Genomic DNA, 14,900 nt, shown 5'->3' with positions numbered 1-14,900 from the left:
TTGGTGCTCATGACACAGGCTCCCGCGGCACCCAGGTCCGCCCTGCGCCGGCACGACAGAGAGATCGTCGCGCTCGCCGTTCCGGCCTTCGGCGCCCTCGTCGCCGAGCCTCTCTTCGTGATGGCCGACAGTGCGATCGTGGGGCACCTCGGCACCGCCCAACTGGCCGGCCTCGGAGTCGCCTCGGCCCTCCTCATGACAGCCGTGGGCGTCTTCGTCTTCCTGGCCTACGCCACCACGGCCGCCGTCGCCCGGCGGGTGGGAGCGGGCGACCTGCGAGCGGCGGTCCGTCAGGGCATGGACGGGATCTGGCTCGCACTCCTCATCGGCGTGACCGTCATCGCCATCACGCTGCCGACGGCACCCGCCCTCGTGGAGTTCTTCGGCGCGTCGGAGACGGCCGCTCCTTACGCGGTCACCTACCTGCGGATCTCGGCGCTCGGTATCCCGGCCATGCTCATGGTGCTCGCAGCCACCGGCGTACTGCGCGGACTGCAGAACACCAGGACACCGCTCTACGTCGCCGTCGCGGGCTTCGTGGTGAACGCGGTTCTCAACGTGAGCCTGGTCTACGGCGCCGGTCTGGGCATCGCCGGCTCCGCCTGGGGCACCGTCATCGCCCAGTTCGGCATGGCGGCGAGCTACCTGTACGTCGTCGTCCGAGGTGCCCGCAAGCACGGTGCCTCGCTGCGGCCCCGCCTCGCCGGCATCCGAGCCTCCGCACAGGCCGGCGTCCCGCTCCTGGTACGCACCCTGTCGTTGCGGGCGATCCTCCTGATCTCCACCGCCGTCGCGGCGGGGCTCGGAGACGCGGACATGGCCGCGCACCAGATCATCCTCTCGCTGTGGAATCTGCTCGCCTTCGCTCTCGACGCCATCGCCATCGCCGGGCAGGCCATCATCGGCCGCTATCTCGGAGCCGAAGACGCCGAGGGGGCTCGCGACGCCTGCCGGCGGATGGTGCAGTGGGGCCTCGCCGTCGGCATCGCCCTCGCCCTGCTGGTCGTACTGGCCCGGCCGCTGTTCCTGCCACTCTTCACCAGCGATTCGGTCGTCCAGAACACCGCGTTGCCCGCACTCCTCGTGGTGGCGATCACCCAGCCGATCGCCGGCATCGTCTTCGTGCTCGACGGAGTCCTCATGGGTGCCGGGGACGGGCCGTATCTGGCAGGGGCCATGGTTCTGACACTGGCGGCCTTCGCGCCCGTCGCGCTGCTCGTGCCTGTCCTGGGCGGTGGGCTGACCGCTCTCTGGCTGGCTATGACGCTCATGATGTCGATGCGGCTGCTGACGTTGTGGCTGCGGTCCCGGTCGGGACGTTGGATCGTCACCGGCGCCACCCGCTGACCTCGCTGGTGTGTTTCACGTGAAACTGCTTGTTTCACGTGAAACCAGCCGCGGCGCTGACGCCACGGGGACAGCCGGAGCATGAAGAAGGGCCACACCCCCAGGGGTGCGGCCCTTCTCTCAGCTATGCCGAGCGCTGCACTCAGGCAGCGACAACCTCGATGTTGACCTTGGCGGCAACCTCGGGGTGAAGACGCACGGACGTCTCGTGGGCGCCCAGGGTCTTGATGGGCGAGCCCAGCTCGATGCGGCGCTTGTCGACCTCGGGGCCACCGGAAGCCTTGATCGCCGAGGCGATGTCGGCCGGGGTGACGGAGCCGAAGAGACGACCGGCGTCGCCGGAGCGGACGGCAAGGCGGACCTTGACGCCTTCGAGGCGGCCCTTGATCTCGTTGGCCTGCTCGATGGTCGCGATCTCGTGGATCTTGCGAGCGCGACGAATCTGCTCGACGTCCTTCTCGCCGCCCTTGGTCCAGCGGATCGCAAAGTTCCGCGGGATCAGGTAGTTGCGAGCGTAACCGTCCTTGACGTCGACGACGTCGCCCGCGGCACCGAGGCCGGAGACCTCGTGGGTGAGGATGATCTTCATGTTTCTGTCACCCTTCCCTTATCGCGCGGTGGAGGTGTAGGGCAGCAGCGCCATCTCACGGCTGTTCTTCACAGCCGTGGCGACGTCACGCTGGTGCTGCGTGCAGTTGCCGGTCACGCGGCGGGCACGGATCTTGCCGCGGTCGGAAATGAACTTCCGCAGCATGTTCGTGTCCTTGTAGTCCACGTACGTGACCTTGTCCTTGCAGAAAGCGCAGACCTTCTTCTTCGGCTTGCGCACAGGCGGCTTCGCCATGGTGTATCTCCTGTGTGATCAAGAAGTGGGGGTACGAACCCGCCCTTAGAAGGGGGGCTCGTCCGAGTAGCCGCCGCCGGAGCCGCCGGAGCCGCCGGAGCTTCCGCCCCAGCCGCCGCCACCGCCGCCGCCCTGGTTGCCGCCACCGGCAGGAGCGCTGGTCGCCCAGGGGTCGTCGGCGGGAGCACCGCCGCCCTGCTGACCGCCGCCGGAGCTTCCGCCCCAGCTGCCGCCCTGCTGGCCGCCGCCACCGCCGCCGCCGTAACCGCCCTGGCCGCCTCGACCGGTGGTCTTGGTGACCTTGGCCGTGGCGTTCTTCAGGCTGGCGCCGACTTCCTCGACGTCCAGCTCGTAGACCGTGCGCTTGACGCCCTCACGGTCCTCGTAGGACCGCTGCTTCAGCCGGCCCTGCACGATCACGCGCATGCCTCGCTGGAGCGACTCTGCGACGTTCTCCGCCGCCTGACGCCAGACCGAGCAGGTCAGGAACAGGCTCTCGCCGTCCTTCCACTCGTTGGTCTGACGGTCGAAGGTGCGGGGGGTGGACGCGACACGGAACTTCGCGACCGCCGCACCGGAAGGGGTGAAGCGCAGCTCGGGGTCGTCGACAAGATTGCCGACGACCGTGATGACGGTCTCGCCTGCCATGGGGGAACCTCTCGGCGGGTTTGCTGCTGGCTGCTTGGTGCTGCTACTCGGATCCCGAGATCAGCTGAGCTGGAGAGCTCAGTGGGTCTCGGGGCGGAGGACCTTGGTCCGGAGGACCGACTCGTTCAGGTTCATCTGGCGGTCGAGCTCCTTCACGACCGCAGGCTCGGCCTGCAGGTCGATGACCGAGTAGATGCCCTCGGGCTTCTTCTTGATCTCGTACGCGAGACGACGACGGCCCCAGGTGTCGACCTTCTCGACCTTTCCGTTGCCCTCACGGACGACGGAGAGGAAGTTCTCGATCAGCGGGGAGACAGCACGCTCCTCGAGATCGGGGTCGAGGATGACCATCACCTCGTAGTGACGCATGTGGAACCCACCTCCTTTGGACTCAGCGGCCACGGTCGTTCCGTGGCAGGAGGGTTGTTATGCGTGAGCAACGGTATCCGCCGCCACTGACAATGGGTTTCTCGATCGGGGATCCGAGCGGGAGTCCCTGTCGTGACGTGGCCACGGCCTGGGCAGACACCGGTGCAGAGAGTACAGAGTACCCGCACGGTGGCTTCCGGTTGAAATCCGGCCGGGGAGACCGTCAGTCTGTACACATCGGGTGTGAATGGCGCTACGATGCGCCACCTTCCGCAGGAGGTGCCCCATGGCACAGACAATGCGACCCAACATCGGCGGTTCCCTGTTCGCGACCGACGGCAAGCCCCACCCCCTCCAGGACACGCTGTTGTGGGTGACCGGCGTCCTCGGCGTCATCGCCTTCGTGACGGCGATGTTCCACAACCTCCATCTGATCAGCTCCTGGACCGGCCTGGTGGGCATCTTCACCGGGGCCTACGGCCAGTTCATCTCCGTGACCACCCGGGAGCGCTTCGGGCTGATCCTGGGGCTCGGCGCCTCGGCCTTCGGTTTCTTCCTCGGCATGGCCCACGGCGGCCTCTTCGGAGGCGTGATCAGCTGACCGGCCGGCCACCCGGCACGGGACCGGCGGCCGGCCGGTGGACAGCCGGCCGCACAGCCCGACAGCACCCCCTCGCCTCCCCGGCGGCCCGTCGGCCGGGGGCGAGGTCCCATACGGCCAATCGGGGCGCTCGCGGGGCGCAGTAGGCTTCGGCGCGAGAGCCGGAGCCCCTGTACCCATGGGGACAGACCAGCCGAGGAGCGCCCCGAATGAGCCTGACCCTGAGGACCATCAGCCGAGAGCAGCATCTGGCATACATCCAGAGCCTGCCCTCGGCCAGCCACATGCAGGTCCCCGCCTGGGCAGATGTGAAGGCGGAGTGGCGCTCCGAGAACCTCGGATGGTTCGACGACAGGACGGGCGAGATGGTCGGCGCCGGCCTCGTCCTGTACCGCCAGCTCCCGAAGATCAAGCGCTATCTCGCGTACCTGCCCGAGGGCCCGGTCATCAACTGGTTCGCCCCGAACCTCGACGACTGGCTCCAGCCGATGCTCGCGCACCTCAAGCAGCAGGGCGCCTTCTCCGTGAAGATGGGCCCGCCGGTGATCATCCGGCGCTGGGAGGCCACGTCCATCAAGGGCGGCATCCAGGACCCCGACGTGAAGCGCCTGCGCGACATCGAGGCGGACTTCATCGAGCCCCGTGCGTTCGAGGTCGCCGACAAGCTGCGCCGCATGGGCTGGCAGCAGGGCGAGGACGGCGGCGCCGGCTTCGGCGACGTGCAGCCCCGCTACGTCTTCCAGGTGCCGCTGGCGAACCGGTCCCTCGAAGAGGTCCACAAGAACTTCAACCAGCTGTGGCGCCGCAACATCAAGAAGGCCGAGAAGGCGGGCGTCGAGGTCGTCCAGGGCGGCTACCAGGACCTGGAGGAGTGGCAGCGGCTCTACGAGATCACCGCTCTGCGCGACCACTTCCGGCCCCGGCCGCTCTCGTACTTCCAGCGCATGTGGACGGCCCTCAACACCGAGGACCCCAACCGCATGCGGCTCTACTTCGCCCGGCACAACGGGGTGAACCTGTCCGCGGCCACGATGCTCGTCGTCGGCGGCCACGTCTGGTACTCCTACGGCGCCTCGGACAACATCGGCCGTGAGCACCGGCCCTCGAACGCGATGCAGTGGCGGATGCTGCGCGACTCGTACGCCCTGGGCGCGACGGTGTACGACCTGCGCGGCATCTCCGACTCGCTGGACGAGACGGACCACCTCTTCGGTCTGATCCAGTTCAAGGTGGGCACGGGCGGCCAGGCGGCCGAGTACCTCGGCGAGTGGGACTTCCCGCTCAACAAGCTGCTCCACAAGGCTCTCGACATCTACATGTCGCGTCGCTGACCCGGTCCGGTCCGCCCGCCGCGCGCGCCGTCCGGCGCGGTGTCACCACAAAGCCCCGGCGGATCCGCCACACTTTCGTTTCATCACTCTGTTTCACCGCAGCCACGAGAAAGGTTCCGGGACCGGCCATGGCGCTCACGCTCTACGTCGACACCGCGCGCTGGCGGGCACACCACAAGCACGTGCAGGAGCAGTTCCCGGGGCTCGTCCCCGTCTGCAAGGGCAACGGCTACGGCTTCGGCCACGAGCGGCTCGCCGACGAGGCCACGCGCCTCGGCTCGGACGTCCTCGCCGTCGGCACCACGTACGAGGCCGCCCGGATCAAGGACTGGTTCGGTGGCGATCTGCTGGTCCTGACGCCGTTCAGGAGGGGCGAGGAGCCCGTACCGCTGCCCGACCGTGTCATCCGCTCCGTGTCGTCGATAGACGGCGTGTACGGACTGGTGGGGGCCCGCGTCGTCATCGAGGTCATGTCCTCCATGAAGCGGCACGGTGTCAGCGAGCAGGACCTGCCGCATCTGCACTCCGCCATAGAGAACGTGCGCCTGGAGGGCTTCGCCATCCACCTGCCGCTGGACCGCACCGACGGCTCGGACGCCGTCGAGGAGGTCATCGGCTGGATGGACCGCCTGCGGGCGGCACGCCTCCCGCTGCACACCATGTTCGTCAGCCACCTCAAGGCCGAGGAACTCGCCCTGCTCCAGCAGCAGTTCCCGCAGACCCACTTCCGCGCCCGGATCGGGACGCGGCTGTGGCTGGGGGACCACGACGCGACCGAGTACCGCGGAGCCGTCCTGGACGTCACCCGCGTGTCCAAGGGCGACCGCTTCGGCTACCGGCAGCAGAAGGCGGCCTCCGACGGCTACCTGGTGGTCGTGGCGGGCGGTACGTCGCACGGGGTGGGCCTGGAGGCGCCCAAGGCCCTGCACGGCGTCATGCCGCGCGCCAAGGGCGTCGCCCGCGCGGGTCTCGCCACGGTCAACCGCAACCTCTCGCCATTCGTCTGGAGCGGCAAGCAGCGCTGGTTCGCGGAGCCGCCGCACATGCAGGTCTCGATCCTCTTCGTGCCCTCGGACGCCCCGGAGCCGAAGGTCGGCGAGGAACTGGTGGCCCATCTGCGGCACACCACCACGCAGTTCGACCGGATCGTCGAGCGCTGACCCGCTGAGGCGGACCGGAGTCCGCGCCGCCGAAGGCCGAAGGCCGTACACGGATCCCGTGTACGGCCTTTCGCATGCACTGCCGCCTGCTGTGTTCGCTCAGGGCGAACCGTCCTTCGCCGTCGCGGTGGAAGCGCCCCACGCGACCTGGGGGCCCTCGAAGTGCGCCGCGTGCCGGGGCGGATGGGCGGCCGCGCCCAGGACGAACACGTCCTGGGCGCCGTCCAGCACACCGCCCGAGGGATCGTCGTCGCCGGCCAGCCGTACGGGGTCCCGCTCCGGCATGAGGATGTCGCGCACCACCACGGCACAGATGTACAGCGTCCCGAGGAGGTGGACGGCGATGGCGGTCTGGTAGCCCTCCGTCGGCAGGCCCTTGTGGGCGTCTCCGCTGGTCGTGTACGCGAGGTACATCCAGATCCCGAGGAAGTACGCGACCTCGCAGGCCTGCCAGATGAGGAAGTCACGCCACCGCGGCCGGGCCAGCACCGCGAGGGGGACGAGCCAGAGCACGTACTGGGGCGAGTACACCTTGTTGGTCAGGATGAACGCCGCGACGATCAGGAACGCGAGCTGGGCGAAGCGGGGGCGGCGCGGGGCGGTCACCGTCAGCGCGGCCACGCCCACGCACGCCAGCAGCATCAGGACGGTGGCGAACGTGTTGATGTTGTCCGTGGTGAGCAGCGAGCTCTGCCAGCGCTGGGACAGGATCAGCCAGAAGGAACCGAAGTCGACCCCGCGCTCCTGGCTGAACGTGTAGAACTTCGACCAGCCCTCGAAGGCGAAGACCATCACCGGCAGATTCACGGCCAGCCACGCCACCGCGGCGCCGGCGAAGGCGATCCGGAACTCGCGCCACTTGTCGGCCCGCCAGCACAGCATCAGCAGCGGGCCCAGCAGCAGGACGGGATAGAGCTTGGCGGCCGTCGCGAGGCCCAGCAGGACACCGAAGGCGAGAGAGCGGCCCCGGGACCACATCAGCATGGCGGCGGCCGTCAGGGCGACGGCCAGCAGGTCCCAGTTGATGGTGGCGGTCAGGGCGAAGGCGGGAGCCAGGACGACCAGCAGGCCGTCCCAGGGGCGCCGTGCGTGGGTCCGGGAGACGCACACGGCGATGACCGCCGCGCAGATCATCAGCATCCCGGCGTTGACCATCCAGTAGAACTGCTCCTGGTGCTGGATGCTGCCGCTGCCGGGTGTGAGCCAGGAGGCGACCTCCATGAAGACGCCGGTGAGCACCGGGTACTCGAGGTAGTCCATGTCGCCGCTGAGCTTGTCGAAGTACGGGACGAGCCCGTCGGCGAACCCGCGGCCCTGATAGAGGTGCGGGATGTCCGAGTAGCACGCATGCGTGTACTGGGAGCTGGCCCCGAAGAACCAGGCACCGTCGTAGCAGGGCAGCTTCTGCACCATGCCGAGGGCGAACATGCCGATGGCGATGAGCGCGATGACCCGCACGGGGGTCCACCAGGACGTCCCCGTCAGCGCTCGCCGTCCGAGCGGGCCGCCGATCAGCTCGCTACCGTTCGCGGCGACCTCGTCCTCCCGGGTCGGGTGGACCGTCTCCGGCTCGTGGACGCTCGCTGGCGTCGTCTCTGCGCTGGGCATGCCGCACATCCTGCCGTACGTGTCCGGGAATACGCCGAGGGCCGCCGCACCTGATCGGTGCGGCGGCCCATGTTTCACGTGAAACACCACTCAGCGGACGAACGGGCCGCTATCCGCCCGGACCGCCGAAGAGGCCCCCGTTGCCGTTGCCCCTCGTGTTCCCGCTATCGCTGCTCTCCGTGGGTGAGGACGTCACGCCGCCGTCCGTACCACCGGTGTCGGTCCCGCCGGTGTCGGTCCCACCGTTGTTGTTGCAGTTCCAGTCCCACTTGCCGCAACTCTCGCTTTCCGAGGGCGTGGGCGAGGGCGAGGACTTGCTGGGCGTCGCGCTGGGCGTCGGGCTCTCCGGCCGGCTCTCGGTCGCCGAAGGAGTCGCGCTCGGAGTCGGTACGTCGTTGACGATCTGGCCGATGTCCTCCGGCGTCGGGAAGTTCTTCACCGGCTCGTCCTTGAGCGCCTCGGCCATGTAGTCGTGCCAGATCTCGGCCGGGAACGAGGCACCGTGGATCTTCTCCTGGCCACCCGTTCCGTACATCTCCAGGAACTCGCGCTTCTTGCTGCTCTCGTTGTCGTCCATCCGGTACATCGTGATCGCGGTGGAGAGCTGCGGGGTGTAGCCGACGAACCAGGCGGACTTGTTGCCGTCGGTGGTACCGGTCTTGCCGGCCACCGGACGGCCGGGGAGCTGGGCGGCCGTACCGGTGCCCTTGTCCACCACGGTCTTCAGCACGTCGGTGACGTTGTCCGCGACGGCCGTGGTGAAGGCCTGCTTGGACTTGGTCTCGTGCTGGTAGACCGTGCCGTCCTCGTTGGTGACCTTGCTGACCGAGTACGGGTCGTGCTGCTTGCCGCTGTCGGCGAAGGTGCCGTACGCCCCGGCCATGCGGATAGCGCTCGGGTCGGAGGTGCCGATCGAGAACGACGGGAAGTTGGCGCTCGCCAGACTGGTCTTGAGGATTCCCGCCTCCATGGCGGCGTCCCGGACCTTGTCCAGGCCGACGTCCATACCGAGCTGCACAAAGGCGGAGTTCGCGGAGACCCTCATCGCCTCACGGAGATCGATGTTGTAGCTCGGCGGGTTGTACGACTCGTTGCCGTCGTTCTTCTGGAGCCACTCCTTGCCGTCCTTGTCCGTCCAGACGCTGCCGTCGTACTCCTCGATCTTGAGCTTGTTCTTACCGCTGTAGAGGCTCTTCGGGGAGACGATGGTGCGCTCGTCCTGTGCCTGCTCCATGTCGCCCTCGGGATTTTTCACACCCCACGACATGGCGGCCGCGAGCACGAACGGCTTGAACGTCGAGCCCACCTGGGCACCGGTCTGGTCGGCGTTGTTGGTGAAGTGCTTGGTCGCGTCCTCACCGCCGTAGATGGCCTTGATCGCGCCCGTGTCCGGATCGACGGAGGCCCCGCCGAACTGGACGTACTTGTCCTTGTCCGGCCTCAGCTTGGGCTTGATGTTCTTCTTGCGGACGTCCTTCACGGCCTTCTCGAGATCCTTGACCTTGCCCTTGTCGAAGGTCGTGTGGATCTCGTAGCCGCCCTGCTGCAGCTTGTTGGCCGTGATTCCGGTCTTCTCGGAGTTGTTGATCAGGTACGCCTTCGCCAGGTCGACGAGGTAACCGATCTGGCCGCTGAGCTGCGCGTTGGACCGGGGATTCTGGATCTTGGGGAAGGTCTTGTACTTCTGGAGGACCGAGGCCGGCAGCCGTCCGTCGTTGACCTCCTCCTGGAGGATCCACCTCCACCGCGCCTTGGCACGCTTCCGGTTGGCCTCGGGAGTGGCCCCGACGGGATCGATCGACTCGGCACCGGCCGGGTCGTAGTACGTGGCGCCCTTCAGCACCGCGGCGAGGAAGGCGCACTCGCTCGCATTGAGGTCCTCGGCGTCCTTGTCGAAGTACGCGTGCGCGGCCGCCTGGATCCCGTACGCGTTGCGCCCGTAGTACGCGGAGTTCAAGTAGCCGGCCATGATCTTCTCCTTGGGCTCCTGGGCGCCCACCTTTATGGAGACGAACAGCTCTTTGAACTTCCGGGAGATCGTCTGCGACTGGTCGTCCAGCATCGCGTTCTTCACGTACTGCTGGGTGATGGTGGAGCCGCCCTGCGTCTGGCCGCCCTTGGCCATGTTGACGAAGGCCCGGGCGATGCCCATGGGGTCCACGCCGCTGTCGTTCTCGAACGTCTTGTTCTCGGCGGACATGACGGCGAAGCGCATCTCCTTGGGGATCTTCTCGTACGGGATGATCTGGCGGTTCGTCTCACCGCCGGTCGCGACCATCTGGTCGCCGTTGGACCAGTAGTAGACGTTGTTCTGTGCCTCGGCGGTCTTGGCCACGTCCGGCACACCCACCAGGGCGTACGCCACGCCCGCGATCGCCACCAGGCTGCCGAAGAAGCCGATGAAGAGCCCCGTCACGAGCCTCCAGGACGGCACCCAGCGCGCGGCTCCGTACCTGCCCGCGCGCGGGTAGTCGATGAAGCGTTTCTTGGCCGGTCCCGGGCGGCCCCGGCCGCGTCCCGGGCCATTGGGGCCCCCGGGCCCGCCCCGCCGGCCTCCGCCGGCGCCGCCGTGTCCACCCGCGCCCGCGGCGTCGGCCCCTCGGCGTCGGCCGCCCCCACTGCTTCTCTGTGCCGCCCGGCGTGCTTCGGCGCGGCTTCCGTACGGGCGCTCCTCACCCCCCGAGCCGTAGGCGTCGGAAGGTGACCCGGTGGCGCCTCGCGGTGCGGCACGGCGGCCGGAGGACGGGCCGGGCTGGCCGCGTCGGGCCGCGGCACGTCCGCCGCCCTGCGGCTGCGGCGGTTTGCGACGGTGCTCGCTCATCGAACGACTACTCCTCGGGCAGGCGCACCTTTGCGCGCCTGGAAACGGCGGCTGGTTTCCGGTCCCCCCGAAGTACGGATGCGGCAGTCACCGCATTCACCCGTACTGCACCGAGGACAAGGACGTCCCCAGGCGTCACTCGGTTCCCGGTGGTCTGCATGGCGCACAGACTACGCACCGTCAAAACCCACCTAGGGCCGAAGTTCACCCCAAATACCGCAAGTCACTTCCTACGAATCAGTGATGTGACCCCGCTCACCGTGCCCCCTCTTGTCGCATCCGCAGGGGCGTTCTATCGTGCGATGTATCGAGTCGATACATCAGCCCGGCATAAAGGCCGTGCCGACGTGACAGCGACAGGGAGGAGGCGATCATGAGCCGGCGTTCCGGCATCCTTGAGTTCGCCGTCCTCGGCCTGCTCCGCGAGTCTCCGATGCACGGCTACGAGCTGCGCAAACGTCTCAATACGTCACTGGGTGTGTTCCGCGCCTTCAGCTACGGGACGCTCTACCCCTGCCTCAAGACGCTGGTCGCCAACGGCTGGTTGATCGAGGAGCCGGGGTCCACGCCCGAAGACGCCCTCGCCACTTCGCTCGCAGGGCGTCGCGCCAAGATCGTCTACCGGTTGACGGCGGAAGGTAAGGAGCACTTCGAGGAGCTGCTCTCGCAGACGGGTCCGGACGCGTACGAGGACGAGCACTTCGCCGCTCGTTTCGCGTTCTTCGGACAGACGTCCCGCGACGTACGCATGCGCGTACTGGAGGGCCGCCGCAGTCGGCTCGAAGAGCGCCTGGAGAAGATGCGCGCCTCTCTGGCACGCACCCGGGAGCGCCTCGACGACTACACCCTTGAGCTCCAGCGGCACGGAATGGAGTCCGTGGAGCGCGAAGTGCGCTGGCTGAACGAGCTCATCGAAAGTGAGCGGGCCGGACGGGACCAGAGGCTCTCCGGTCCCGAAGGCACCGCTCAGCAGGACAGCACATCTGGAGAGACGGGCGGCCTGCCCCGGCACCGGGACAGCTCCCGGCCGGATCCGTCCGACGACACCACCACGTGAGACCCATTCGGGGTCTCACCGAGCACACACAGGGAGCAACCGGAATGGGTTCGGTTCGCGTAGCCATCGTCGGCGTGGGCAACTGCGCCGCGTCGCTGGTCCAGGGCGTCGAGTACTACAAGGACGCCGACCCGGCGTCCAAGGTGCCCGGCCTGATGCACGTTCAGTTCGGCGAGTACCACGTGGGTGACGTCGAGTTCGTCGCCGCCTTCGACGTCGACGCGAAGAAGGTCGGCCTCGACCTCTCGGACGCCATCGGTGCCAGCGAGAACAACACCATCAAGATCTGCGACGTCCCGAACAAGGGCGTCACGGTCCAGCGCGGCCACACCCTCGACGGTCTCGGTAAGTACTACCGGGAGACCATCGAGGAGTCCGCGGAGACCCCGGTCGACGTGGTCCAGGTCCTCAAGGACAAGCAGGTCGACGTTCTCATCTGCTACCTGCCCGTCGGTTCCGAGGACGCGGCGAAGTTCTACGCCCAGTGCGCCATCGACGCCAAGGTCGCCTTCGTCAACGCCCTTCCGGTCTTCATCGCCGGCACCAAGGAGTGGGCGGACAAGTTCACCGAGGCGGGCGTCCCGATCGTCGGTGACGACATCAAGTCGCAGGTCGGCGCCACCATCACGCACCGTGTGATGGCGAAGCTGTTCGAGGACCGCGGTGTCCGTCTCGAGCGCACCATGCAGCTCAACGTCGGCGGCAACATGGACTTCAAGAACATGCTGGAGCGCAACCGCCTCGAGTCCAAGAAGATCTCGAAGACGCAGGCCGTCACCTCGCAGATCCCCGACCGCGACATGGGCGCGAAGAACGTCCACATCGGTCCGTCGGACTACGTGGCCTGGCTGGACGACCGCAAGTGGGCGTACGTGCGCCTCGAGGGCCGTGCCTTCGGCGACGTCCCGCTGAACCTGGAGTACAAGCTCGAGGTCTGGGACTCCCCGAACTCGGCCGGTGTCATCATCGACGCCCTGCGCGCCGCGAAGATCGCCAAGGACCGCGGTATCGGCGGCCCGATCCTCTCCGCGTCGAGCTACTTCATGAAGTCCCCGCCGGTCCAGTACTTCGACGACGAGGCCTACGCCAACGTCGAGAAGTTCATCAAGGGCGAGGTCGAGCGCTAAAGCGCCGCCAACGCGAGGCAGTTGAGGGTCCCCGGGTCGTCCGCCCGGGGGCCCTCCTCGTATGTGAGGCTGGAGCCCATGTCCGTCGTGCGTGACCTGCGCGTACTTCTGCGCTTCCAGGGCTTCAGGCGCCTGCTCGGCATCCGTCTGCTGTCCCAGGGCGCGGACGGCGTGTACCAGGTCGCGCTCGCCACCTACGTCGTCTTCTCGCCCGAGAAGCAGACCTCGGCCGCCGGCATCGCCTCGGCCATGGCGGTCCTGCTGCTGCCGTACTCCCTCGTCGGCCCCTTCGCGGGCGTACTCCTGGACCGCTGGCGTCGCCGCCAGGTCTTCCTCCACGGCAATCTGCTGCGGGCGTTCCTGGCCTGCGTCACGGCCGTTCTGATGCTCAGCCACGTCCCCGACTGGCTCTTCTACGCCTCCGCGTTGTGCGTCACCGCGGTCAACCGCTTCGTCCTCGCGGGCCTCTCGGCGTCCCTGCCCCGCGTCGTCGACCCCGAGCGGCTGGTGATCGCGAACTCGCTGTCACCGACGGCGGGCACACTCGGCGCCACCGCGGGCGGGGCCCTCGCTCTCGGCGTACGACTGCTGACCGTGGACTCCAACGCCGTCGTGGTGCTCCTTGCCGCCGGCGTGTACCTGTGCGCGGCGCTCGCCGCCTTGCGCATACCTCCGGACCTCCTGGGCCCGGACCGGTATCCGGCGCGTCCACAGCTGTGGAAGACGCTTGCGGACACGGCGCGCGGGCTCGCGGCGGGCATGCGCCATCTGTCCGAACCGCCGCGCAGGGAGGCCGCCTGGGCGCTCGCCTCCATGACGCTGATGCGATTCTGCTATGGCGCGCTGACGGTCATGGTGCTGATGCTCTGCCGGTACGCCTGGTCGTCCGACTCCGAGGACGGCCTTGCCCTCCTGGGACTTGCCGTCGGCGTCTCGGGAGCCGGCTTCTTCGCCGCGGCACTGGTCACCCCGTCGGTCGCCGCGAGGCTGGGCCCGGGCCGCTGGATCGCCGTCTGCGCCGCCGGCGCCGCGGTTCTGGAACCCGCGCTCGCCCTGCCGTTCACCGTGACCCCGATGCTGGCCGCGGCCTTCGTGCTGGGCCTGACCACACAGGGCGCGAAGATCGCCACGGACACGATCGTGCAGTTCTCGGTCGACGACGGCTTCCGTGGCCGGATCTTCTCCGTTTACGACGTGCTCTTCAACGTCGCGTTCGTCGGCGCCGCGGCGGTGGCCGCGCTGCTGCTGCCCGCTGACGGGCGATCGGTTCCGCTGGTGGTCACGGTCGCCGTTATCTACGCGGCAGTTGCGGCGGCTATGGCCCGCTTTGCGCAGCAGTAAGTGTCACATCAATGCCACAGAGCCCGTATCGGCTACAGAGTTGCCCGTGAGTCCCGGTAGCTTACGTGCGTCTTATTTCACGCCACACGTGCTCTCACCACGTTCGAGGGGGACCCCCAAGTGACCGTTCCGCCGCCGCAGGGCCAGAATCCGTTCGCCCAGCAGCCCACCGTGGCCGGGGACCAGCAGCCCGGCCAGCCCGGGGTCCCCCCGCAGCAGCCCTACGCGCCGTTCCCCCAGCAGGCCGGCGCCCCCGTTCCGCCCCCGGCTCCCGCGGGCAAGCGCTTCGGCAAGAAGGCCATGCGCATCGTCGGCTTCATCCTGGTCGCCATAGCCCTGTACGGCGTCAAGTGGTACCTCGGACAGAGCGACGCGGAGACCACGTCCGTGGGCGCCTGCATGCACAACGAGGGTACGCAGGCCAGCCCCGACCTCCAGACGGTCGACTGCTCCTCGGGCGACTCGCAGTACAAGGTCGTCGAGAAGTTCGACAACACCAGTGACGACAGCAAGTGCGAGAGCGTCTCGGCGGCGACGATCTACTACGTCCAGACCGGCGGCGGTCACAACGTGGTGCTGTGCCTCAAGGAGACCAAGTAACAGCTCGGTCGGCATACGCCGAGGGGCGGTGTTTCACGTGAAACAC

14 protein-coding genes are annotated in these 14,900 nt (G+C 68.0%); 8 read left to right on the top strand and 6 right to left on the bottom strand.

Going from position 1 to position 14,900, the window contains the following annotated elements; all coding sequences use genetic code 11:
• Positions 1 to 9: 9 nt before the first annotated feature.
• Entirely contained in the window at positions 10 to 1,347 is a 1,338-nt protein-coding gene (locus tag ACWGIS_RS06535) for an MATE family efflux transporter (RefSeq protein WP_453361283.1), read from the top strand.
• 142 nt (positions 1,348 to 1,489) lie between these two features.
• Here the strand turns inward: ACWGIS_RS06535 and rplI are convergent, their stop codons facing one another.
• From rplI to rpsF, 4 genes are all read right to left on the bottom strand, one after another.
• Entirely contained in the window at positions 1,490 to 1,936 is a 447-nt protein-coding gene (rplI, locus tag ACWGIS_RS06530) for a 50S ribosomal protein L9 (protein ID WP_121404978.1), read from the bottom strand.
• Positions 1,937 to 1,954: 18 nt separating this feature from the next.
• Positions 1,955 to 2,191 (bottom strand): 30S ribosomal protein S18, encoded by a 237-nt coding sequence (rpsR, locus tag ACWGIS_RS06525; RefSeq protein WP_003949403.1) that lies wholly within the window; start codon positions 2,189 to 2,191, stop codon positions 1,955 to 1,957.
• Positions 2,192 to 2,236: 45 nt separating this feature from the next.
• Positions 2,237 to 2,839 (bottom strand): single-stranded DNA-binding protein, encoded by a 603-nt coding sequence (locus ACWGIS_RS06520; protein ID WP_453361282.1) that lies wholly within the window; start codon positions 2,837 to 2,839, stop codon positions 2,237 to 2,239.
• A 78-nt stretch (positions 2,840 to 2,917) separates the two neighbouring features.
• The gene (gene rpsF, locus ACWGIS_RS06515; RefSeq protein WP_004950685.1) at positions 2,918 to 3,208 is read right to left on the bottom strand and encodes a 30S ribosomal protein S6; all 291 of its coding nucleotides are present in this window, start codon (positions 3,206 to 3,208) and stop codon (positions 2,918 to 2,920) included.
• 286 nt (positions 3,209 to 3,494) lie between these two features.
• On the opposite strand from rpsF, the gene ACWGIS_RS06510 reads away from it, so the two are divergent.
• From ACWGIS_RS06510 to ACWGIS_RS06500, 3 genes are all read left to right on the top strand, one after another.
• Entirely contained in the window at positions 3,495 to 3,809 is a 315-nt protein-coding gene (locus ACWGIS_RS06510; protein ID WP_453361281.1) for a hypothetical protein, read from the top strand.
• A 209-nt stretch (positions 3,810 to 4,018) separates the two neighbouring features.
• Positions 4,019 to 5,140 carry a peptidoglycan bridge formation glycyltransferase FemX gene (gene femX / locus ACWGIS_RS06505; protein WP_356163677.1) on the top strand — a complete coding sequence of 374 codons (1,122 nt, stop codon included), beginning with the start codon at positions 4,019 to 4,021 and terminating at the stop codon, positions 5,138 to 5,140.
• A 128-nt stretch (positions 5,141 to 5,268) separates the two neighbouring features.
• A complete protein-coding gene (locus ACWGIS_RS06500) occupies positions 5,269 to 6,300 on the top strand; it encodes an alanine racemase (RefSeq protein WP_453361280.1) in 1,032 nt (343 codons plus the stop codon).
• A gap of 99 nt (positions 6,301 to 6,399) precedes the next feature.
• Here ACWGIS_RS06500 and ACWGIS_RS06495 read toward each other — a convergent pair whose 3' ends face one another.
• Together ACWGIS_RS06495 and ACWGIS_RS06490 are read right to left on the bottom strand one after the other, a co-directional pair.
• The gene (locus tag ACWGIS_RS06495; RefSeq protein WP_453361279.1) at positions 6,400 to 7,908 is read right to left on the bottom strand and encodes a glycosyltransferase family 87 protein; all 1,509 of its coding nucleotides are present in this window, start codon (positions 7,906 to 7,908) and stop codon (positions 6,400 to 6,402) included.
• A gap of 109 nt (positions 7,909 to 8,017) precedes the next feature.
• Positions 8,018 to 10,729 (bottom strand): transglycosylase domain-containing protein, encoded by a 2,712-nt coding sequence (locus tag ACWGIS_RS06490; RefSeq protein ID WP_453361278.1) that lies wholly within the window; start codon positions 10,727 to 10,729, stop codon positions 8,018 to 8,020.
• Between the two features lie 373 nt (positions 10,730 to 11,102).
• Between ACWGIS_RS06490 and ACWGIS_RS06485 the strand changes: the two genes are divergently transcribed.
• The 4 genes from ACWGIS_RS06485 to ACWGIS_RS06470 all read left to right on the top strand — a co-directional run bounded on the left by ACWGIS_RS06485 (position 11,103) and on the right by ACWGIS_RS06470 (position 14,854).
• Positions 11,103 to 11,786: a PadR family transcriptional regulator gene (locus tag ACWGIS_RS06485; protein ID WP_355791081.1), complete on the top strand. Its 684-nt coding sequence runs from the start codon at positions 11,103 to 11,105 to the stop codon at positions 11,784 to 11,786.
• A gap of 44 nt (positions 11,787 to 11,830) precedes the next feature.
• Complete coding sequence (locus tag ACWGIS_RS06480; RefSeq protein ID WP_453361277.1) at positions 11,831 to 12,913, top strand: inositol-3-phosphate synthase; 1,083 nt, start codon at positions 11,831 to 11,833, stop codon at positions 12,911 to 12,913.
• A 78-nt stretch (positions 12,914 to 12,991) separates the two neighbouring features.
• Positions 12,992 to 14,254 (top strand): MFS transporter, encoded by a 1,263-nt coding sequence (locus tag ACWGIS_RS06475; RefSeq protein ID WP_453361276.1) that lies wholly within the window; start codon positions 12,992 to 12,994, stop codon positions 14,252 to 14,254.
• Between the two features lie 120 nt (positions 14,255 to 14,374).
• Complete coding sequence (locus ACWGIS_RS06470; RefSeq protein WP_453361275.1) at positions 14,375 to 14,854, top strand: LppU/SCO3897 family protein; 480 nt, start codon at positions 14,375 to 14,377, stop codon at positions 14,852 to 14,854.
• The last annotated feature ends 46 nt before the right edge of the window (positions 14,855 to 14,900 follow it).

Source organism: Streptomyces sp. NPDC054842 (genome assembly GCF_053611025.1).
The sequence above is the reverse complement of the archived record's forward strand: the minus strand, read 5'-3'. Positions and strand labels throughout refer to the sequence as shown.

Bases quoted from the DNA above. Each gene is read 5' to 3' on its own strand.
- rplI (WP_121404978.1), bottom strand. From the start codon at position 1,936: ATGAAGATCATCCTCACCCACGAGGTCTCCGGCCTCGGTGCCGCGGGC.
- femX (WP_356163677.1), top strand. From the start codon at position 4,019: ATGAGCCTGACCCTGAGGACCATCAGCCGAGAGCAGCATCTGGCATAC.
- rpsR (WP_003949403.1), bottom strand. From the start codon at position 2,191: ATGGCGAAGCCGCCTGTGCGCAAGCCGAAGAAGAAGGTCTGCGCTTTC.
- rpsF (WP_004950685.1), bottom strand. From the start codon at position 3,208: ATGCGTCACTACGAGGTGATGGTCATCCTCGACCCCGATCTCGAGGAG.
- ACWGIS_RS06510 (WP_453361281.1), top strand. From the start codon at position 3,495: ATGGCACAGACAATGCGACCCAACATCGGCGGTTCCCTGTTCGCGACC.
- ACWGIS_RS06500 (WP_453361280.1), top strand. From the start codon at position 5,269: ATGGCGCTCACGCTCTACGTCGACACCGCGCGCTGGCGGGCACACCAC.
- ACWGIS_RS06490 (WP_453361278.1), bottom strand. From the start codon at position 10,729: ATGAGCGAGCACCGTCGCAAACCGCCGCAGCCGCAGGGCGGCGGACGT.
- ACWGIS_RS06495 (WP_453361279.1), bottom strand. From the start codon at position 7,908: ATGCCCAGCGCAGAGACGACGCCAGCGAGCGTCCACGAGCCGGAGACG.
- ACWGIS_RS06535 (WP_453361283.1), top strand. From the start codon at position 10: ATGACACAGGCTCCCGCGGCACCCAGGTCCGCCCTGCGCCGGCACGAC.
- ACWGIS_RS06485 (WP_355791081.1), top strand. From the start codon at position 11,103: ATGAGCCGGCGTTCCGGCATCCTTGAGTTCGCCGTCCTCGGCCTGCTC.
- ACWGIS_RS06480 (WP_453361277.1), top strand. From the start codon at position 11,831: ATGGGTTCGGTTCGCGTAGCCATCGTCGGCGTGGGCAACTGCGCCGCG.
- ACWGIS_RS06520 (WP_453361282.1), bottom strand. From the start codon at position 2,839: ATGGCAGGCGAGACCGTCATCACGGTCGTCGGCAATCTTGTCGACGAC.
- ACWGIS_RS06475 (WP_453361276.1), top strand. From the start codon at position 12,992: ATGTCCGTCGTGCGTGACCTGCGCGTACTTCTGCGCTTCCAGGGCTTC.